This is a genomic window from Luteolibacter pohnpeiensis, from assembly GCF_016595435.1.
Lineage (GTDB): Bacteria > Verrucomicrobiota > Verrucomicrobiia > Verrucomicrobiales > Akkermansiaceae > Luteolibacter > Luteolibacter pohnpeiensis.
On sequence record NZ_JAENIJ010000015.1, the window covers coordinates 1 to 19,854 of the forward strand.

At 55.0% G+C, this 19,854-nt stretch carries 19 protein-coding genes; 9 read left to right on the plus strand and 10 right to left on the minus strand.

Going from position 1 to position 19,854, the window contains the following annotated elements; all coding sequences use genetic code 11:
• Positions 1 to 203 (plus strand): hypothetical protein (locus JIN85_RS21370; protein ID WP_234047360.1); only part of this gene is annotated, 203 nt, incomplete at its 5' end.
• A gap of 287 nt (positions 204 to 490) precedes the next feature.
• Positions 491 to 1,636 carry an integron integrase gene (locus tag JIN85_RS10525; RefSeq protein ID WP_200270404.1) on the plus strand — a complete coding sequence of 382 codons (1,146 nt, stop codon included), beginning with the start codon at positions 491 to 493 and terminating at the stop codon, positions 1,634 to 1,636.
• A 52-nt stretch (positions 1,637 to 1,688) separates the two neighbouring features.
• Here the strand turns inward: JIN85_RS10525 and JIN85_RS10530 are convergent, their stop codons facing one another.
• On the minus strand, positions 1,689 to 1,979 hold the full coding sequence (locus tag JIN85_RS10530) for a hypothetical protein (protein WP_200270406.1): 291 nt from the start codon (positions 1,977 to 1,979) through the stop codon (positions 1,689 to 1,691).
• 114 nt (positions 1,980 to 2,093) lie between these two features.
• On the opposite strand from JIN85_RS10530, the gene JIN85_RS10535 reads away from it, so the two are divergent.
• From JIN85_RS10535 to JIN85_RS10555, 5 genes are all read left to right on the plus strand, one after another.
• Positions 2,094 to 4,391 carry a copper-transporting P-type ATPase gene (locus JIN85_RS10535; protein WP_234047361.1) on the plus strand — a complete coding sequence of 766 codons (2,298 nt, stop codon included), beginning with the start codon at positions 2,094 to 2,096 and terminating at the stop codon, positions 4,389 to 4,391.
• Between the two features lie 78 nt (positions 4,392 to 4,469).
• Complete coding sequence (locus JIN85_RS10540; RefSeq protein ID WP_200270408.1) at positions 4,470 to 5,150, plus strand: type II secretion system protein; 681 nt, start codon at positions 4,470 to 4,472, stop codon at positions 5,148 to 5,150.
• A gap of 37 nt (positions 5,151 to 5,187) precedes the next feature.
• Positions 5,188 to 5,613: a tRNA (adenosine(37)-N6)-threonylcarbamoyltransferase complex ATPase subunit type 1 TsaE gene (gene tsaE, locus JIN85_RS10545; protein WP_325109039.1), complete on the plus strand. Its 426-nt coding sequence runs from the start codon at positions 5,188 to 5,190 to the stop codon at positions 5,611 to 5,613.
• Positions 5,591 to 6,334 carry a glucosamine-6-phosphate deaminase gene (nagB, locus tag JIN85_RS10550; RefSeq protein WP_200270410.1) on the plus strand — a complete coding sequence of 248 codons (744 nt, stop codon included), beginning with the start codon at positions 5,591 to 5,593 and terminating at the stop codon, positions 6,332 to 6,334. The genes tsaE and nagB overlap by 23 nt, the downstream gene beginning before the upstream one ends.
• A gap of 239 nt (positions 6,335 to 6,573) precedes the next feature.
• Positions 6,574 to 6,870: a hypothetical protein gene (locus JIN85_RS10555; RefSeq protein ID WP_200270412.1), complete on the plus strand. Its 297-nt coding sequence runs from the start codon at positions 6,574 to 6,576 to the stop codon at positions 6,868 to 6,870.
• Positions 6,871 to 6,928: 58 nt separating this feature from the next.
• Here JIN85_RS10555 and JIN85_RS10560 read toward each other — a convergent pair whose 3' ends face one another.
• The 5 genes from JIN85_RS10560 to JIN85_RS10580 are packed head-to-tail and all read right to left on the minus strand — an operon-like array spanning position 6,929 to position 12,105.
• A complete protein-coding gene (locus tag JIN85_RS10560; RefSeq protein ID WP_200270414.1) occupies positions 6,929 to 7,951 on the minus strand; it encodes a Gfo/Idh/MocA family protein in 1,023 nt (340 codons plus the stop codon).
• Positions 7,952 to 7,962: 11 nt separating this feature from the next.
• Positions 7,963 to 8,760, minus strand: a complete 798-nt coding sequence (locus JIN85_RS10565; protein WP_200270416.1) for a PIG-L deacetylase family protein — start codon at positions 8,758 to 8,760, stop codon at positions 7,963 to 7,965.
• Positions 8,757 to 9,698, minus strand: coding sequence for an FAD:protein FMN transferase (locus JIN85_RS10570; RefSeq protein ID WP_200270419.1), 942 nt, complete (start codon positions 9,696 to 9,698; stop codon positions 8,757 to 8,759). The genes JIN85_RS10565 and JIN85_RS10570 overlap by 4 nt, the downstream gene beginning before the upstream one ends.
• A gap of 2 nt (positions 9,699 to 9,700) precedes the next feature.
• Positions 9,701 to 10,798, minus strand: a complete 1,098-nt coding sequence (locus tag JIN85_RS10575; RefSeq protein WP_200270421.1) for a formylglycine-generating enzyme family protein — start codon at positions 10,796 to 10,798, stop codon at positions 9,701 to 9,703.
• Between the two features lie 23 nt (positions 10,799 to 10,821).
• Positions 10,822 to 12,105 carry a Gfo/Idh/MocA family protein gene (locus JIN85_RS10580; protein WP_200270423.1) on the minus strand — a complete coding sequence of 428 codons (1,284 nt, stop codon included), beginning with the start codon at positions 12,103 to 12,105 and terminating at the stop codon, positions 10,822 to 10,824.
• Positions 12,106 to 12,249: 144 nt separating this feature from the next.
• Here JIN85_RS10580 and JIN85_RS10585 point away from each other — a divergent pair, with 144 nt between their 5' ends.
• Positions 12,250 to 13,194, plus strand: a complete 945-nt coding sequence (locus JIN85_RS10585; protein WP_200270425.1) for a family 43 glycosylhydrolase — start codon at positions 12,250 to 12,252, stop codon at positions 13,192 to 13,194.
• A gap of 11 nt (positions 13,195 to 13,205) precedes the next feature.
• Here the strand turns inward: JIN85_RS10585 and JIN85_RS10590 are convergent, their stop codons facing one another.
• From JIN85_RS10590 to JIN85_RS10600, 3 genes are all read right to left on the minus strand, one after another.
• Positions 13,206 to 13,886 carry a hypothetical protein gene (locus JIN85_RS10590; RefSeq protein WP_200270427.1) on the minus strand — a complete coding sequence of 227 codons (681 nt, stop codon included), beginning with the start codon at positions 13,884 to 13,886 and terminating at the stop codon, positions 13,206 to 13,208.
• Positions 13,883 to 14,968, minus strand: a complete 1,086-nt coding sequence (gene rlmN / locus JIN85_RS10595) for a dual-specificity RNA methyltransferase RlmN (RefSeq protein ID WP_200270429.1) — start codon at positions 14,966 to 14,968, stop codon at positions 13,883 to 13,885. The genes JIN85_RS10590 and rlmN overlap by 4 nt, the downstream gene beginning before the upstream one ends.
• A gap of 88 nt (positions 14,969 to 15,056) precedes the next feature.
• Complete coding sequence (locus JIN85_RS10600; protein WP_200270432.1) at positions 15,057 to 17,048, minus strand: ABC-F family ATP-binding cassette domain-containing protein; 1,992 nt, start codon at positions 17,046 to 17,048, stop codon at positions 15,057 to 15,059.
• A gap of 195 nt (positions 17,049 to 17,243) precedes the next feature.
• On the opposite strand from JIN85_RS10600, the gene JIN85_RS10605 reads away from it, so the two are divergent.
• Positions 17,244 to 19,274, plus strand: a complete 2,031-nt coding sequence (locus tag JIN85_RS10605) for a TonB-dependent receptor (protein ID WP_200270434.1) — start codon at positions 17,244 to 17,246, stop codon at positions 19,272 to 19,274.
• Between the two features lie 13 nt (positions 19,275 to 19,287).
• Here the strand turns inward: JIN85_RS10605 and JIN85_RS10610 are convergent, their stop codons facing one another.
• On the minus strand, positions 19,288 to 19,818 hold the full coding sequence (locus tag JIN85_RS10610) for a hypothetical protein (RefSeq protein WP_200270436.1): 531 nt from the start codon (positions 19,816 to 19,818) through the stop codon (positions 19,288 to 19,290).
• Positions 19,819 to 19,854 lie beyond the last annotated feature (36 nt).

Consider the following 19,854-nt stretch of genomic DNA (forward strand, 5'->3'; position numbering starts at 1 on the left):
CATCATTCACCACGAAGCAACCGGAATTCTTGATTCATTCATGCTTGCTTGAATCCATCACCGAGGAGTTCTACAGAGTGAATTCCTCAGCGAACAGTATAATTGGTTCCGAGCGAGTCGATCGCAAAATTGCGGTGGGTGCGAATCATTTCATCCACCCTGCCAGGATCTTACTCGTTCTCAAGGAGTTTTCCAATTCATGAAAAAAACCATATTTTTTGGATGAGAATACATCTCAGAACTCCGAAGCAATTGGTTCGCAGTTTTTATCCACATTGATTTTTTGGAACATCATAAAACTCATCATCCCGTATTATAATTTTCTAAATTGACCGGATGCAACCATCAGACGATCTCTGTTCAGATGAATACATTCCTTCGAGATGCAAAATTTGAAAATTGGCGGGAGGATTTGTCATGTTCGCGGGATTTGGGACGGAATGAGATTGAGGCTTATGGGTTTGTTTTAGGCTGGTTTGAGAATTGGCGAATGAAAATGGATTTACCTGCAGGAAGGGATGCAGCAGTTCAATGGTGGCGCATTTTTGCTATTAAAAGTGGGAAGCAACACCGGCGCCCGGCATGGCAATTACGCCAATGGGAGGAAGCATTTCGTTGGTTTCTGGCTTGGCTTGAGCGCGGTAAGGAACACGGAAAACCCACCGCATCCATTCCAGAACGCATGAAGGTTGCGGTATATCGTGTAGGGGCAAGACGCGGCCTATCACCAAGAACCAGGCAGACTTATGCAGGCTGGATGGCCAGGTTCGGTGAGTTTGCAAAATCCGAACAACGGGTCATGGAGCCGGAAGTTGCACGCGAGTGGCTCACTTTTCTTGTCCGAGAAAAGAAGGTGGCGTTCGCCACTCAAAAGCAGGCATTGAATGCCATGGTATTCTTTTATCGCGATGTTTGCGGGCGGGGAGAGGTGGACCTCCAAGTAAAATTAAGAAAAACAACCCGGCGGGAACCGGTGGTATTGAGCCGTAATGAATTGATACGATTGATTGCTAAGGTTGAGCCGCGTTATAAGCCTCTCGCGCTATTGCAATACGGTGCAGGATTGCGCCTGATGGAGTTGGTACGGCTGCGCTATAAAGACGTGGATGTGGAACGTGGCGTGGTGACGGTGCGTGCTGGCAAGGGGGATAAGGATCGTTGCACGATTTTACCCAATTCCCTCAAAAGCTGCATGGCGGAAGAGATGCAACGAGCGAAGGCGATTTGGGAAAAGGATCGAGAGGATGAGGTGCCAGGCGTCTGGCTACCAGATGCGCTTTCACGCAAAATGCCTCGCGCGGGTGAAAAGTTGATCTGGATGTGGTTGTTCCCGGCTGATCATTTATCACTGGATCCTCAAAGCGGGGTGAAGCGGCGACATCATGTCTGCGCTAAAGCCTATTCGGCGGCGTTACGAACTGCGGCTGAGGCTGCTGGTATAGGAAAGCGGGTCACGAGTCATGCGCTGCGCCACAGTTTCGCGACGGACTTATTGAAAAGCGGAACCGATATTCGAACCCTGCAGGATCTTTTGGGACACGCGAATGTGAAAACGACGGAGATCTATACTCATGCGGCGGAAATAGGGAATGACCGTGGCGTGCGCAGCCCTTTGGATGCGATAGGGACGTGGTAGAACTTTGGTGTGCCAACGGGTTGATTTACGCATCAGCGCCTGAACGATGGGCTCAATCATCGGCAAAGCGCAGATTTGGAGACGCAAGATCGAAGTGCCTTCTCTTCCCCCTCCCCTGATCCGCTACGGTATTGATTTGATCAATCACTTGACTGGCTACGCTGCCGCCATTGGTCGATTCGCGCACCATGGAGCAAAGACCGGTTGGAATTGACTGATTGCCACCAGACAACCCAAGGATGCATTTCCTGTCAGTCTTAAAACATGGCTTCATGAAAAATTCACAGAAGTCAGCATCGCCGGATCTTAGATAATATTCTGCATTTCGGAAAAAATGGATCATTGAGACGCTGCTCGGAAGATCCAATGGTTGCTAGGCACTCGAATTCGCCTTAATGCCATTTCAGCTGAACCCGAACTGAAAAGAGCGATCATGAGTGAATGTTGCAAACCGAAGATGCCTGAGAAGAAGTCATGCTGTTGCAGCGGAGAGCACTCGGCGCATGGTCCGGTGAAGGCGAACAAGGATGCGAAGTATTTTTGCCCGATGTGCCCCGGGATGGAATCGGATCAACCAGGAGATTGTCGGAAATGTGGAATGGCGCTGGAGCGGAACCCTTCCTGGAAGCCGGTTGCAAAAACGATTTTCACCTGCCCGATGCATCCGGAGGTCCAGCAGGATCATCCAGGCGATTGCCCGAAATGCGGCATGGCGCTGGAGCCAATGGCAGGAGGCGCTGCCGATGATGAGGAAGATGATGAATTGAAAAGCCTGACCCGGATGCTCTGGATCGCTGCAGGGTTGGCGTTGCCTGTTTTCCTTTTGGCGATGGCTCATTTGATTCCAAGCGAATCATTGCACCAAGTCGCAGCAGGCCAGGTTTCGCGTTGGCTTCAATTCGTGCTGGCCACTCCAGTCGTATTCTGGGCTGGCCTCCCATTTTTCCGCCGGGGATGGCGCTCACTGCGGAGCGGACATCTCAATATGTTTACACTGATCGCCATCGGCGTGGGGGCGGCGTATATTTTCAGTGCGGCAGCGATGCTGGCCCCGGGACTGTTCCCTGCCTCCATGCGGACGCGGGGGATGCTGCCGATTTATTTTGAGGCATCGGCCGTCATCGTGGTCCTGGTGTTGTTTGGCCAGGTTTTGGAAACACGGGCGCGCAGCAAAACCGGCAGCGCCATCAAGGCGTTGTTAGATCTCGCGCCACCCACAGCGCGGAAAGTCACGGCAGACGGCGATCGGGAAGTTTCTGTGGATGAAATCGCAGTGGGCGACGAATTGCGCGTGGTCCCCGGAGCAAAAATCCCAGTCGATGGCGTCGTGACCAGTGGCAGTTCACGGGTCGAGGAATCCATGATCACAGGCGAGCCTGTCCCGGTTGAGAAAGGACAGGGCGATCATGTCACTGCAGGCACCGTGAACGGGACTGGCAGCTTCACCATGCGGGCTGAGCGGATCGGCAGTGATACATTGCTCGGACAAATTGTGAACATGGTTGCGGAAGCCCAGCGCAGCCGGGCTCCAATTCAAGGTCTGGCTGACCGGGTATCCGGGATCTTTGTCCCGGCGGTTTTGATCATTTCAGCGCTGACGTTCCTTCTTTGGCTGCTGATGGGGCCGGAGCCGAAGCTGGCCTATGCCATCGTCAATGCAGTGGCGGTGTTGATCATCGCCTGCCCCTGTGCTCTGGGTTTGGCAACCCCTATGTCGATCATGGTTGGCGTGGGAAGAGGTGCCCAAGCCGGGGTGTTGGTGAAAAACGCTTCAGCACTGGAGCGCCTGGAGAAGGTTCGCACCTTGGTAGTGGATAAGACCGGCACGCTTACCGAAGGCAGACCACGACTTGTGGAAGTTTTACCTGCAGAGGGCATGGATGAAGCGGAATTTCTGCGTCTTGCGGCATCACTGGAACAACCTAGCGAACACCCGCTCGGTTCGGCGATCGTAGCAGGAGCCAAGGATCGCGGTTTGCAACTCAGCCCCGTGGATCGATTCCGCTCCATCACCGCCGGCGGAGTTGCAGGGACCGTCAGTGGTCGCGATATCCTCATTGGAAAGCATGATTTCCTGCGCAACGAAAACATTGCCTCACTGGAGCCATGGGTTGCCAAAGCAAGCTCGCTGCAAAAGGAGGCAAAAACCGCCATGTTCGTTGCGATCGACGGCAAAGCCGCTGGGATTCTAGCCGTGGCGGATCCGATCAAATCGACGAGTGCGGATGCCATTGCAATGCTTCATCGGCTGGGGCTGAGCATCACCATGGTAACCGGGGATCATCCAGACACGGCGGGCGCGGTGGCCAAGCAACTGGGCCTGGATTCTGTCAAAGCGGGCGTGGAACCGGCTGGCAAAGCAGATCATGTCAGGCAATTGCAGGCCGATGGCCATCTCGTTGCGATGGCAGGCGATGGCATCAATGACGCGCCCGGGCTAAGCGCCGCAGACGTTGGCATTGCCATGGGCACAGGCACCGACGTGGCGATGGAAAGTGCCGATGTCACTCTGGTGAAGGGGGATTTACGCAGCATCGCCCAAGCGATCCAGCTGAGTCGGGCCACGATGAAGAACATCCGACAAAACCTGTTCTTCGCCTTTTTTTACAACGCACTGGGCATTCCCCTGGCGGCAGGGATTCTCTATCCGGTGTTCGGCTGGGTGTTGAGTCCGGTCATCGCAGGGGTCGCCATGAGCTTAAGTTCGGTCTCCGTGATTGGGAACGCGTTGCGGCTCAGGAACACCAAGCTTTAGGCAGGCCATAGCCGAAGATCCGCGCCGACTTTTTGTTTGACCCGGGCTTTCCTCCAATCCTAGCTCTTGGCTAAACGTATGGCCAAAACTCAAAAAAACGGATTCACCCTCGTTGAACTACTCGTGGTGATTGTGATCATCGCCGTGCTGGGCACGATGAGCGCTATTATCGGTCCAAAAATTCTCAAAAAAGGGCGTCAATCCGGCTCGGTTGCCAACATGCGGCAGCTCAATACCATCCTGCATTCCTACGCCGCAGATCATTCGAACAAACTGCCAGCTCCAGTTTACATGAGTGACAATGATCAGGAAATCTACTGGCACATGATCCTCCAACAAGAGATTTCCGGGGATTCCTTGGACAAGCTGATGGATGATAAATGGTGGAAGCAAAATGACAGCCTGCTGGTCAATCCATTGGTCACAAAAAGCAAAATCACCCACAAAAACGTCGGCTATGGCATGAATGCCGCCATCGCCCAGAACATCGCCAAAAGTCGGGATGAAGATCTCACCTTGGAAGATGCGGTTTACACCCAAGTCAATCTCAACACCATCTCTGACGAAACGCAGACACCGATCATCGCCCCATTCTGGCACTGGGCCTATGTGATCACAGAGGATAACGTCAGTAATCCTAAATGGGAGGAAATTTCGGTAACTGGTAAAATCCCGATTCTATTTCTGGATGGCCACACGGATCTCATGACACCACGGGAATACCTCTCCAAGCATCTGGACCAGAAGCCACAGCGCTAACAGAACACTGATCCAGTAATTTTCTACAAATACCACCGTGGTCGAGAGAGCTGCCACATCCGAGGCCATGGTGGAAATCGGCCGCAACGCTGCCGAAAACGCAACACCGGGATCAATCTTTGCCCTCGTAGGCGATCTCGGTGCTGGCAAAACTCATTGGACCAAAGGATTTGCCGCTGGCTTGGGATCTCCGGCCGTGGTGACAAGTCCCACATTTTCCTTGGTTCACGAATACGATGGGGCGCGGCTCCCCTTGTTTCATTTCGACTTCTATCGTCTCGAAAGCGCGGAGGAGCTCATTGCTCTCGGCTGGGATGAGTATCTGGACGCGGGTGGAGTTATCATTGCCGAATGGGCGGATAAATTCCCTGAACTTTTGCCTAGCACGACTCGCTGGCTCCGGTTTTCTGTAGAGCCGGATCAGAGCCGTTCTATCAATCATGACCCACCCCATTCCCCGTAAGACCTTTCAAACTTCAGAAGCCGCATCTCAGGCAGTTGCGCAGGAAATCGCCACCCTCATTCGTGGCAAACCCAAGCCGGTTCTAGGACTGGCAACCGGCGGCACCCCGCTCAAACTGTACGCCGAACTAATCCGCCTGCATCGTGAAGAAGGGCTTTCATTTGCCCATGTCACCACCTTCAACCTGGATGAATATTGCGGGCTGGACCGCGAACATCCACAAAGCTACTGGAACTTCATGTGGCGCCATTTGTTCGACCACATCGACATCGATCCAGCCAACGTTCATCTTCCCTCCGGCACCGTGGCCGAGCAGGAAATCAACAATCATTGCGCAGCATACGAGGCTGCCATCATGAATGCCGGCGGCATCGATTACCAAGTGCTCGGAATTGGCCGCACCGGACACATCGGTTTCAACGAACCCGGATCGGCGATCGATTCAAAAACGCGCCACGTCTTGTTAGATCCCATCACCCGCGAAGATGCGGCCAAGGATTTCGGCGGTATCGAACAAGTTCCGACCGGCGCCATCACGATGGGTTGCGGGACCATTCTCAGCGCTCGCAGAATCGCACTCCTCGCCTTCGGAGCAGCCAAGGCAGCTGTGGTGGATGCAGCTACGACCGGGCCTGTAACGGATCAACTTCCGGCATCATTCCTGCAGCAACACCCGGCAACTACGTTCTTCGTAGATCAAGAGTTAGCAGATGCGTCATGAAGCAATTGCATACCTCTTATCATAACCTTGGCTCGTGGAAGAAGGTTTACGACCCGATCAGCCAAACTAGCATCTTTCGGTTCGATCAGCGAACAGGCATTTATATGTCCGGTTTACTTTTCATCCTGTGCGTTGCTTTCGCAATCGGGCTGGCACAACTGAAAGGACATAGCAAAAACGAGGAGGCATTGAAATTCGGAATACTAATCCCGGTGGCAACCGGGATTGGCGTACCATGCATGATACTCGCCCATGGCCGTTCTCAAATCAAGAAAGGCGATCTACTGCGCTATCATCACGACACCGGAACTCTCGAATTACCGAGAACTGGTGTGACCATCGAAAACGGGCGTTACCGGGTTTGGTTTTCTTCGGAACACTTTTCGAATGGCGAGCACTACTATGAGTTCAACATCGTGATCGATGGCGAGCGCACCAAGTTTCTAAGCTCAACCAGTTCCAATGGATTCAAATCCATCGCCAAGCCACTGGAAGAACTTGGCTTTCCGGTCCGGCATCAGAAAATCAAACTCTGACAAACCACATCCACAGCAGGCGATCCGTTAGAACCACCGGATCGCCTGCTGCGGTGCATCACAGCGACACCGGCATCCCGGTCCGCGCGGATTCATCTGCAGCAAAAATCACCCGGTGGGTTTCCATCGCTGCGGCAAGATTGGTCAGCGGCATTTCTTCTCCGGCATCAATCGCGTCGAAGAACGCCTGGAATTGATTCTGGTAAGGATGATCCGAAACATCGCCCGAATCCAACATCGTCATGGAGAGCTGACTCCAAGCCGACTTGTCGGTATGCAGTTTCATTGAGTGAAATTTGTTATCTAACAAGCTTCCCTCACTTCCACAGAGATGAGTGTGGAAATAATAGGGCTGCAGGCAATCCACCACTGCCGCGCATTTGCCGACTTTGCCATTCGCGAACGTCACAATGGTCACACTGGTCGTATCATATTCATACGGCTCGAAAATGCCACTGTTCGATCGGGTTGAATAACTGGAAACCGATTTCACCTCACTGCCCATGCAAAGCAGTAAGGCGTCCAGCGCATGACAGCCTGCAGTGAGCAACGCGCTACGGCCGCCATCGAGTTTTACATTCCATTCAAATTGGCCATACCAAGGGCCAATGCCGTGATAATAATCGACCTCGCCGTAGTGAACATCACCTAACAGACCTTGATCAATCACGGCTTTGGTGGCGACGAATTGGCTGGAGAACCGGCACTCGAAACAGACGCATACCTTCACACCCGCTTCCTCCACCGCTGCGGCGATGCGTTGGCAATCCTCCCAGTTCAATGCCAGCGGCTTCTCAATGATCAAATGCTTGCCAGCCTTTGCCGCCTGAATTGCCTGCTCTGCATGGAGATTTGAATAACTGCAAATCGAGACCGCATCGATCTCCGGATCTGCCAGCATCGCATCCAAATCCGTGTATGCCTTGACGCTGCCGCCGTGAGTTGCCGAGAGCTCAGCTGGATCTAACGAGCGGGATGAACAAATTGCGGTGACTTGCGCTTGCTTGCAGGCATTGATGGCGGGGATGTGAGCAGTGGCGACCCAGCCGTAACCGATGATGCCGACGTTGTAAGTTTTCATAAGCTAATGATTCAAAGTTCCAGCGATGCCTCAAAGGCTGGATTGATGTAATGATCGTCACCTAACACTTCGGCAAGCGGATCCTGATCCGTTGCAGAAAAACCGGTGTGGAGATGGCGCCACCAACCTTCCGCGTATTCAAAGCGCCCCGACTGCACTCCCATGCCACGGGCCTTTTCCTCCATGGAGTTCAGATAACTGCTCATCCCCTGGGTCGCATCCAGCCACTCCTTTTGACTGCGATGTGCTGCCAGCGCGGACAAGGCGGTTTGATGCACCGTCGTGGTGTTGGTCCAGGCTCCAGGCAGCACTTTTTTTCTCAATGGATCGCGCCCGCCATGGGGGGTGCAGTGATAGACCGTCACATCGTCCGGGTAGGCATCGCGCGGCGGATCAGTCCGGTAATTTTGAATTCCGTGAGCAAAGGTCGCCGTGACCGCGAGGCGCGCGGTGATCATGTGGTCCTCCATGTAATCCTGGAGCGGATGGGTGAGAACAATGGATGGCCGCACTTCACGCACCACGGCAGCAACTTTCCGTAGCAGCTCATCATTGTAAAAAATTTCCAGATCATTCGCGATCGGTGGGTGCCAGTGCGCTCCCAGAATCGCAGCTGCTTGGATCGATTCTTCGCGACGCATGGCCGCCGTTTCATCCGGGCCATGGGAAATGCTGCCGCCGTTTCCAGTTGCTAAATTGAAGTAATGGATTTCCCAACCGATGTTCTTCAACATCAACAGGGTGCCGGCCATCTGGAATTCGATGTCATCCGGATGGGCGGCGATGGCAATGGCAGTGCGGGGATTCATGGTAGAAAAAGTTCAGTGGCTCCAACAGTGCGGACCAGTTCACGCGCACGCTCCGGGGTAGCGATGCAGCACGCGGTTGCCAGCGCATCACTCATCGCCGCACATGGGGCAATGACCGTGGCCGCAGCTTTCTTGGTGATTCCAAGTCCCGTCATGGGATCGATAATATGCGCATAGCGAACGCCATCAATCTCGATCGCCTGTTGCAGATCACCAGAAGTCGAAACTGCGTCATTCGATAAAATCAAAGTCCTTGAGTCGCTCGTTTTATCAAAAGTCCGGACGCCGACGCGCCAGCCTTTGCGCTGCTCCGGCGGATCTCCGAGCCGCACGTCACCACCGCAAGTGATCGAAATACGAGAAATACCGTACTTCTGCAAAACAGCCAGCATCGCATCCGCCGCCTGTCCTTTGGCGATCCCACCGAGATCAAGCCGCATGCCGGATTTAGCGAAAGTCGCCGTCGATTTATCCTCGTCCAGTGTCAGATATTTCCAGCCACTCACCGAACGGGCCGCTTCCAAAATCTCAGGGCTGGGCAGTGTTAGTCGACGCCTTGACTCGCGCCACAGCTTCGTCAGTGGGCCTAAGGTCGGGTCGAACAAACCATCGGTTTTTTGTGCGAATTCCAGCGCCTGCTTCAGCAACGGAAAAAGCTCGGCCGAAACTTTCACCGGCGTGCCCGCAGGATGTTTCTGCAACGACAACAGCTCACTATCCGCAATGTAGTCCGACGCGACTTCGTTAATCTGGTCCGCCGCAGCAAACGCCGCGGTGCAGGCGGTTTTCACCAGTTCCTGATCCGGATGATCGCATTCAATGGCAAACCGCGTCCCCATCAGCGCGCGCTCCATGACGGGCGATGCGTCACGAGCGCTCACTCGGGGAGCCAATGCCGCCGCGGAGATCCATGCGATGGCCTGACGTCGGGTCATCATGTTCACTCAGTCGGCCCTGGACCCATGTTCCAGTAGCGGTGCATTTCTTCAACATCCGGAGTTTTCAACGGACGGACAATCCGGAACCCGAGCCATGGTGCATCCGTGAAAAACCAGATCGACTTCGGCAACTGCGGATCGCGAGCCTTCAGTTTCGCCGATGTGCCGAGGCGCGCCGCGCAACGCAGCATCTCCGGATCCGCATCCCAGTTTCCCCCGCGAACGCTCGTCGGATAACGATTGGCCGCAGGAATCCATGGATTGGCGGCACCATCTTTCATTTTTGCGTATGCATCAGCCTCGTACTGGTCCAGGACCAGTTCGGACACATTGCCGAGCATGTCATACAAGCCCCAGGCGTTGGGCTTTTTGGTGCCGACTTTTTGATACTGGAACTCTGAATTCTCAGCAAACCAGGCGTAGTCGCCCAACTTCGAAACATCGTCACCGAAGCTGTAAGTCGTGGTGGTTCCGGCGCGGCACGCGTATTCCCACTCCGCCTCGGTGGGCAGACGATAGAAATGCCCGGTCTGAGCGCTGAGCCATTCACAGAATTTACTCGCCGCATGTTGGGTCATGCCGACCGCGGGGTATTCCTTCGAATAGCCCTGGCCCATTTCGAAGTGCATCGGCATGTAAGGAGGAGTTGGCTGGGTGATGGTATCATCAAGCGTTTCTCCTTCTTTGATTTCCGGGGCTTCCGAGCTGTAGATGTCAGAATCCCGGTTGAGCGTGCCGTCCTTGTTCCGGCTTTTGCCGTTTTCCATGAATGGCCGGTAGAGATCCCAGGTCATCTCCAGTTTCCCCATCCAGAATGGATCGACCTTTACCTTGTGTTGCGGGCCTTCGTCCGGTTTGTGACCGGGCTCGGAGTCCGGCGAACCCATGACAAACTCACCACCGGGAATCGCAATCATCTCGTAGGCAGCATCGCTGGCGAGAGGTGCTTTCTCGGTGTAAGTTTTCATGTCTGCCGCTGCAGGATCGGCCTGCGCGGCGATTTTCTCATGGATCGCCCGGGTCGTGGGCAGAAGCTGAGGGTTCGGAAGATCGGCTGCGCAAGCGACAGCGCTTGCCGCGAGGAAAAGAGGCAATTTCATGGAGTGACGGAAATGGGAACCGATTAGCCCAACTTGTAGGTTCCAGGTGTCGGAACTGGATCGACCGGATGCGAGTCACCCATGCTGAGTGTGTCCGGAGCAAGGTCTTGATCTTTTTTCCAGAGCTCATCCCAAGTGATGCGTTGGCCGGTGTGAGCCGCCTCGCGACCAAGGATCGCCAGCATGGTGCTGTTCGCCATGTATTCGCCGCTGTTGAGTTCCTTGCCGGCGCGGATCGCAGCAAACCACTCGTTGTGGCAAACCTGATACATGTTTTCGACTTCCTTGCGATAGGCCCAGGTGATCTTGCCTGCGCGATCTTTGGTGAGAACGCGGGAAGGCGCTTCCATCGTGCCTTTTTCGCAGAATACGCGATCCATCACTTCGTTGAAAGTGTCCGGGAACTGGCGCTGACCCACGGTGCAGAACACATTGCCCGGGTATTCGTAAACCACTTCGTAGTGATCCCAAACGTTGCCATCGTCCTTGCGTTGTGCGCGGCCACCACCGGCGCGGGCAGCGATCGGCGCGATGTCACCCATCGCCCATGAAACTTTGTCCACGGTGTGAATTGCTTGTTCGAGGAGCGGTCCACCGGAGAGCCATTCGTGGCCCATCCAGTTGCGCAGCTGCCATTCCACATCTGCCCACTTTGGATCGCGTTGATCGATCGAGGTCGATGGCTTTGGCACGCTGGACATGTAAGTGCCGTAAATCGAAACCACGCTTCCCAGCTCGCCCGACAGAACCTTGGCGTAGCCTTCGCGTGTGTTCGGCGAGAAACGCCAGCAGAAGCCGTGTTGCAGCGTGGTGCCCTTCTGCTTGGCGATGCGGGTGGACTCAAGCACCGACTTGATGCCGTCGATATCGACCGCCATTGGCTTCTCGGTGAAAACGTGTTTCCCGGCTTCCACTGCAGCGCGCAGGTGCTGTGGGCGGAATGCCGGCGGTGTGGTGAGCAGGATCACGTCCACCCCGCTATCGAGAACCTTTTGATAAGCATCCATGCCGACAAATCGACGACCTTCCGGGACATCGATTTTTTCCGCAAGCGGCTGCAGCGACTCCAGACTGCGAGTGATCTGGGTTTCAAAAATATCGCCGATCGCCCAAAGTTTCACGTTGGGATCCGCGCTGAGCGCCTGAGATGCGGCACCCGTTCCGCGCCCGCCCGCGCCGACCAAACCGATTTTCAGAGTTTTATGATCCGTGGCGTCTTGGCCGCGAAGAACACTTGGAAACCCGACGACGGCAGCGGTGGCTCCGGCGGCGGCGAGGAAATTACGACGTGAGGTTGCTGGGTTCATGGCTTGGTAGTATAGGGATTCTACCGGGCCAAAACGAACGAATTTTCACGACTTTTCGGTGATTTGCAGGATCAGCAGCAATTGATTGATAGCGTGCACAAAAACGGTGAACTTTTTTTTGGAACCGCTCCGTAACTGATGCCGATGACCCTCCGTATTCTCGTTCTTTCGCTTTGTTTGTCCGCCTTGGGCCTCGCCGAAACCGGCAATCCGATCATGCCCGGAGCCGACCCGGATGTCGCTCTCATCGATGGAAAATTCTGGCTGTATGCCACGCGCGGCAAGGGCGGAGAAAACTTCCTCGCGTTCGAGTCACGCGACCTGACCCGCTGGAAAGAACATGGACCGATCCTTGATTTTAAGGACATTCCATGGATTGCCGAAGACGGCAGATCGAGCCACGGCCCGTGGGCACCCTGCATTTTCGAAGATGGAAAACGGTTCTATTTTTACTACTCGGTCGGCCCCCAGGATCCTGCCCATCCTTCACGGATTGGCGTTGCCGTCGGCCGCAGCCCGAAAGGCCCCTTCAAAGATTCCGGCAAGGCATTGATCACTGGGGGTAAAGACTTTGAAGCCATTGACCCCATGGTTTTCAAAGATCCTAAAAGCGGAAAATTCTTCCTCTACGCCGGAGGAAGCGCCGCGTCGGTGATGAAAATTTTTGAGCTAAACTCCGATCTGGTGAGCGTGAAGCGGGAGATCAGAACTCAAAATCCGGAATACTTCACAGAAGGGGTGTTCATCGATTACCATGATGGGCTGTATCATCTCACCTACAGTCACGGAAATTACCGTGATGCGAGCTACAGCGTGCATTACTCCACCGGAAAGACCCCCAAGGGACCGTGGAAATATCAAGGCGTGCTTCTGAAGAGCGACGAACATCATAAGGGCCCCGGCCACCACTCCATTTTCCCAGACGGTCAGGGAGGATGGCTGATCGCCTATCACCGCTGGAACAACCGCACTGGCGATGGCCCATTTCAAGGCAGGCGCGAGATTGCAATCGATCGCATCGAATATGGTAAAAACGGACTGCTGCAATCCGTGCAAATGACCGATGCGGGCGTAAAGCTCGATCCTTAACCGACCATGCCTCAATCGTGTTTCTGCGGTGGCATTTTCCGTTCGTCTGGCAGCAGTTTTTCCATCTCTAACAAAGCCTTGGGATGAACGCCGGTGATTCTCATCAAACCACCAGCGGTTCTGCCGGCGAAGAGGATCTCACGCATCAACAAGACCGCCACCAAGCGGATCATGAATACCAGTGGGAGCAGCCAGTGCTGGTAATCGACGGGAAGTAAACGCAGTTTCCCGCTGGCATTCGTGCCCATCAATGCAATGAGCGCGAGGACAAATGTCAGGTTCAAAATCCGAGCGACACGCATCCGTATCAGTGTCGATTCAGATACAAAGACCCGCATCATGATCGACTTGTAAAAGCTACCAATGATGATCTGGGCCACAATCGACAACACTCCAAAGAGCCAAACCATTCGATTGTAATCTTCAGGCAGTAGCTCCAAAAGCGCCACCACCAGAGCGACCAATCCAGCGATCAAAAGATGCCTCAATCCACGCGGGCGCTTCTGAACTCTGAGCAAAAACAAGGTCATCCGCTCCGGTGTTTCTCCGGAAAACGGGTCGACCATCGGTAACACCGCGCCAGCAGAGACGAGCAGTCGTTTTCCATGCACCGTCCAGCCGCGAGACTGGGGAGCGGTTTCCGGCTCCGACTCCAATATCGATGGAGCCACGGCGTATGGATCCTCGGTCATTTGCGTTTCACCGGTGCTTTGATAATGCCTTCCTCGGTCTCTTGCTTAAGCCTCAACTGGCCGCAAGCCGCATCAATGTCGTGCCCCTTTTCCAATCGAAGAGTCGCGGAAACACCGGCATTTTTCAGCACATCCTGGAATGCCCTGCAGCGTGGGATCGGCGGACGCTTCCAGTCCAATCCTTCCACCGTGTTGTAGGGGATGAGATTCACCTTGGCGCGGAGTTTCCGTGCGTGACGGGCAAGGATGGTTGCCTGCTCCAGAGAATCATTCACGCCGTCGATCAAGATGTATTCCAGGGTGATCTTCTGGTTCTTACGAGAGTTCCAGTACTCAAGCGCCTCGAACAATTCGGCAACCGGCCATTTTTTGTTCACCGGCATGATTTGACCACGGACCTCATCGGTTGCGCCATGCAATGAAATGGCCAGTCGGATTTGCTGGGGGTGATCTGCCAGGCGCTTGATCTGCGGCACCAAGCCGGAAGTGGAAATGGTTAGGTGCCGAGCCCCCAGATGTAGTGTCTCCGGCCCTGTGATCAAAGCGATCGCATCCAGCAGGTTATCGAGATTCGAGAGCGGCTCGCCCATGCCCATGAAGACCAGGTTATCGACCCGTTGGCCGGAAAGCTGCTCGGCGGCCAGCACCTGACCGGCGATTTCAGAGGCATCCAGATTCCGGGTAAAACCAGCCAATCCCGAGGCACAAAATTTGCAGCCATACGCACAGCCAACCTGGGATGAAACGCACAGCGTCCGGCGATCGGATTTTTCACCATACAGCGCCGGATTCGCCGGGATCAGCACGGACTCGATGTAGCGCCCATCGTGCAATCTGAACAAAAACTTCCGCGTCGTATCCTCGCTACCCTGGGTGTGCGTGTGTTCCAAGGAGTCGAATCGAAATGCGTTGCTCAGCTTTCCGCGCAAAGTCGCAGGCAAGTTGGTCATCGCATCGATCGATCCGACCTTCTTCTTCCACGTCCAATCCAGAATCTGGTTCGAGCGAAATGCCGGTTCCCCCTCCTCCTTGAGCCAGGTTGAAAGAGCGTCGGGCGATTGACCTGTGAGAGCTGGGAGCATGGGCAAAATGAATCATTCGGCGAAAATTCCGCCTGTCAGAGAACTGTTCCCAGAAATGACAGAACCTGTCAAACCGGCTTGCATTTGCCTAAGCCTGATCGCCCAGCTTCTCTCTCACTTTCTCGATTTCATCGGAAATTTCACCCCAACGCGAGTAGGCGGTCTCAAGCGCTTTCGCCACTTTCGACACGGCATTGGAAGTTTCACGAAGCTTGTCGGGATCGCTGGAAACTTCGACTGACGAAAGATTCGCGCTCAAGGTGGCCTGGGCTGACTCGAATTCCGCAATCTTGACTTCAAGTGCCTCAAGTTCGGTCTCAAGAGGCTTGAGAACCTTCGATTTGAGCTCGCGCGCTTCCGCCTCGATGCGCCGCTGCTCCTTGCGGCTCACGCCCGGTGCCGCCTTTGGCTTCGCCGTCTCCGCAACCGGCAACGAGGCAGGTTTTGTGGTGCTCTTGGGCGCGCTTTTCTCTTCAGCGATCTTGTCGAGGTAGTAGGAAATGTTGCCGTGAAACACGCGCGGCATGTGACTGGGCCTGAACTCCAAGGTCTTGGTCACCAATGGATCGAGGAAATTCCGGTTGTGCGAAACGATGAGCACACTGCCCGGATAATCGATCAGGGCGCGCTGCAGCACATCCTGCGATTGCATGTCGAGGTGGTTCGTCGGCTCGTCGAGAATCAGGAAATTCGCTGGCCGCAACAGCATGCAAACCAAGGCAACGCGGGATCGTTCCCCACCGGAAAGCACGCCGATTTTTTTGAAAACATCGTCCCCACGGAACAGGAAACAGCCGAGCAAATTCCGCGCGTGTGGAGCGGACTCCCGGGAGGCCGCCGCCTCGACGGTTTCGAGAATCGTTTTCTCTGGATCGAGCTCGTCCGCGTGGTTCTGCGAGAAGAACGAAGTCGCGACTTTATGGCCGAACGCGTGGCTGCCCGTGTCCGGTTCTTCCTGGGCGGTGATCAACCGACAAAACGTCGATTTACCAGCGCCGTTCGGGCCGACGATGGCGAACTTCTCGCCCTTGTTGATTTCGAAATCATAGCCGCTGAAAATTTGCAACGGCCCGTAGGCTTTCGAAACGCCCTCCAGTTTTGCCACCATGTGACCTGAATTCGGTGGCGGCGGGAATTTGAAATTCATCACCGCATCGTCCTGCTCAGGCGCAGGAATGCGTTCGATTTTCGCCAGCTGCTTGATCCGCGATTGCACCAGAGTCGCCTTGTTCGCCGAAGCACGGAAGCGGTCGATAAAGCGCTGAATATCGGCGATTTCCCGTTGCTGGGCTGTGTATTGTTTCAGCCGGATTTCTTTCCGCAGCACCGACTCTCTTTCGAAGTAAGAAAAATTCCCGGCATACTCCTCCGCCCGGCCATGAGCGAAGGCAATCGTGCGAGTGCACAAGGTATCGAGCAATCCGCGATCGTGGGAAATAAGCAGAATCGCGCCAGGATAGTTGACCAAATACTGCTCGACCCAGAGCTGGGTTTCGATGTCGAGGTGGTTCGTCGGCTCGTCGAGCAGCAGCACTTCCGGCTCCTGCAAAAACAGCTTCGCCATCGCGATCCGCATCTGCCAGCCACCGGAAAACTCCGAACAGTCACGTGTGAAATCCTTGGTCTGAAAGCCCAATCCTTTCAGCACGGATTCGATTTTCGGCTTCATCCGCGCCGGGTCCATCGTGTCCAAACGGATTTCGAGATCGCCGATTTCCTCCAGCAAATCGCCGTAGGGCGACGAACGTGGATCGAGCTTTTCCAGTTCTGCCGACAGTCGCTCGATCTTTTCCCGCATCGCCACCGCTTCGCTGAAAGCCGACTCGGTCTCATTCCACAGGGTGATGCCCTTCACGTGAATTCCCTCCTGCGGCAAATAGCCAACGCGGGTCCCTTTCGGCGCGCTGATTTGTCCGGCACTTGGCTTGATGATGCCTGCCACGCATTTCATCAACGTCGATTTGCCGGCACCGTTATGGCCAGCGAAAGCGATCCGTTCCCGTGGTTGAACGGAGAACGAAAGGTCGTTGAAAAGAACGCGGGCGCCGTATTCGACGCGCAGTGACTGGATGGAAATCATGAGCCGCAGCAGCGTGGGCAAACCGCGATCAGGGTCAAGCCCGGGAAACAACGCAGTGATCGATGATTCAGGAGTTCTTCGATCGGAAATCCAACCCGAGCTTCGGCTGCTTTGCCAATCTGACCACCACCCCTTAAAAGGCAATCTTATTGCATTAACAATTGACTTCCATCTGCAATTTATTGAGATCTCGCCATGACCTTACAGATCAAAACAGTATCCATGGTGACCGGCGGCAGCTTGTTGATAGCCGGACTAGCAAGCGGCCAAGATGTTGAACTGGAAGCGCTTACCGTTTCCGCAAGTCGGTTGAGCGCGACCCTTCAAGAATTGGCCCAACCCGCGACAGTCGTCGAAGGCAAGGAACTCCAGCTCACTTTACAACCCACTCTGGGTGAAACGCTTTCGAAAGAGCCTGGGGTCCGGTCGACTTACTTCGGACCTGGCGCAAGCCGTCCGGTAATTCGCGGCATGGATGGCGACCGGATCCGAATTCTTCAAAACGGGCTGAACACGATTGATGCTTCCGCCACCAGCGTTGACCACGCCGTCAGCTTTGATCCGGTAAGTGTCTCTAAAATCGAGGTCGTCCGCGGCCCCGCAACGGTGCTGTTCGGACCTAACGCCATTGGCGGAGTGGTGAACGTCGTCGACGGTCGGATTCCTAGCGAACGCATCGACGAACCGATCCGGGGCAGTCTGAGCAGCCGCTACAGTTCGGCAGACGATGGCATCGGCGGCGATTTCCAACTCGAAGGCGGCTACAAGGGTTTCGCTTGGCACCTCGAAGGATACAAACGGGAAGTCGATAACCTCAGCATCCCGGGCTACGCACGCTCCAAGCGACTGCGTGACATCGATCCACTGCCAGCCGGTGAATCGGAGGAGAAGGATGAGCTCGGAAACAGCTATTCGAACACCGAAGGCTTCTCTGGCGGCGGCTCTTATGTATGGGATGGTGGCTATTTCGGCCTCGCCTATTCCGGGTTCGACGCAGATTACGGCTCCCCGGCGGAAAAAGACGTAAGCATCGATCTCCGCCAGCGCCGTTGGGATTTCCAAGGGGCGCTGTATGATCCATTCAAGGGCATCAAGGAGCTGAAATACCGCTTTGCCACATCCGATTACGAGCACACCGAATACGAGGATGGCGAGCCTGGCACCACCTTCAGCAACGAAGGTTATGACGGCCGCATTGAGCTTTCGCACGACCAGTGGGGCCCCTTGCAAGGAACCTTCGGAGCTCAATCGCAACGCAGCGATTTCGAAGCAGTCGGCGATGAAAAATTCCTGCCCCGTGTGCTGACCCGCACCAATTCGCTGTTTGCTTTCGAAGAAATGCAGCTCAACAACGACTTCCGTCTGGAAGGTGGCCTGCGCTACGACAACGTTTCTGCGGATGCCGATCAAGACTCGGACTTTGGTCCTGCACGAGATCGCAGCTTCGACAATTTCAGCGGATCACTCGGAGTGGTTTACACCCCGAACGATGACTACGTGGTGGCCCTTTCTTCCTCTTGGACCGAGCGCGCGCCGACCTATCAAGAGCTCTATGCCGATGGCCCGCACGTCGCAACCGGCGCTTATGAAGTCGGGGATGATTCCCTTTCACCGGAAGAAGCGCTGGGATTTGACCTTTCGCTGCGCAAGGTCACAGGACGGGTGACCGGCGGCGTTACCGCATTTTACACCCACTTCAACCGGTTCATCGGCCAATTCCCAACCGGTAACATCGAAGACGGATTACCCGAATATGCTTACCGTTCTACCGGGGCTGAGTTCTTCGGCGGGGAGCTAGAAACGACCTTCCATTTGCTGCAGCCGGCGACAACTGACACGACCGATCTCGATCAGCTGAATCTGGAACTCAAGGCGGATTACGTGCAGGCGAACGATACCAAAACCGGCGATCCACTGCCCCGGATTTCACCTTTCCACGCCAGCGCGGCGCTCGACTACAAAACCGGCCCGTTTGGCGCACGAGTCGAAAGCATCTTCTCCGCACGGCAAAATGAAACCGCTGATAACGAACTGCCAACCGACAGCTACGTCATGTTCAACGCGGCGCTGACCTACACGCTCAACAGCAAATACACCACGACCGACTTTTACATCAAAGGCGTCAACCTGACCAATGAAGAAGCCCGTGAGCACACTTCCTTCCTCAAGGACAGCGCACCTTTGGGCGGTCGCGGCGTCGTCGCAGGCGTTAAAATGAGTTTCTGAAAAATCAGAACCTTCAAGCCGGAACCTTTTCCCAGGACTTCAGGAATTCCTCGATTTCCCGGGAAACGGTTTCGCACCGTTTATCCCATTTGCCGGTGCAGCGGAGAACCATGACTGACTCGCGCAGCCCGCTGAAACGGATTTCCTCCGCACCGGCACTTCTCAAATCCTCCAACTCCGCACGGAGAACTTCGAAGAACGCGAGTTCGTAACCGGAACCTGCTTCGATCGCAGCTCTGACCAAGGAGACCGTTACAGGGGGAGCCAGCGGCCTGAGCTCTTCCGCAATCCGCTCGCAACCAATCTTCACCAACATTTTCCGCACCTTGTCGAAGAGATCCTCGATTTGGAGCAAACGAAGCGGGCACTTCGTCTCAAGGTATTCCACCACTCCACTGCGGATTTCCACAATGAATGGAAAATCCGGATGGTTCGCCGCACTCGCAGCGCGCCGAAGCGAGTCGTCCAACCATGCGGTGCCATAATCAATCACTTGATAGCGGCCGATTTGTAACGCAGGGCGATTGCCAATGAAGGAGATCACGGAGAATGGGAGGGGTCGTTCTGGGTGAGGCTGGTT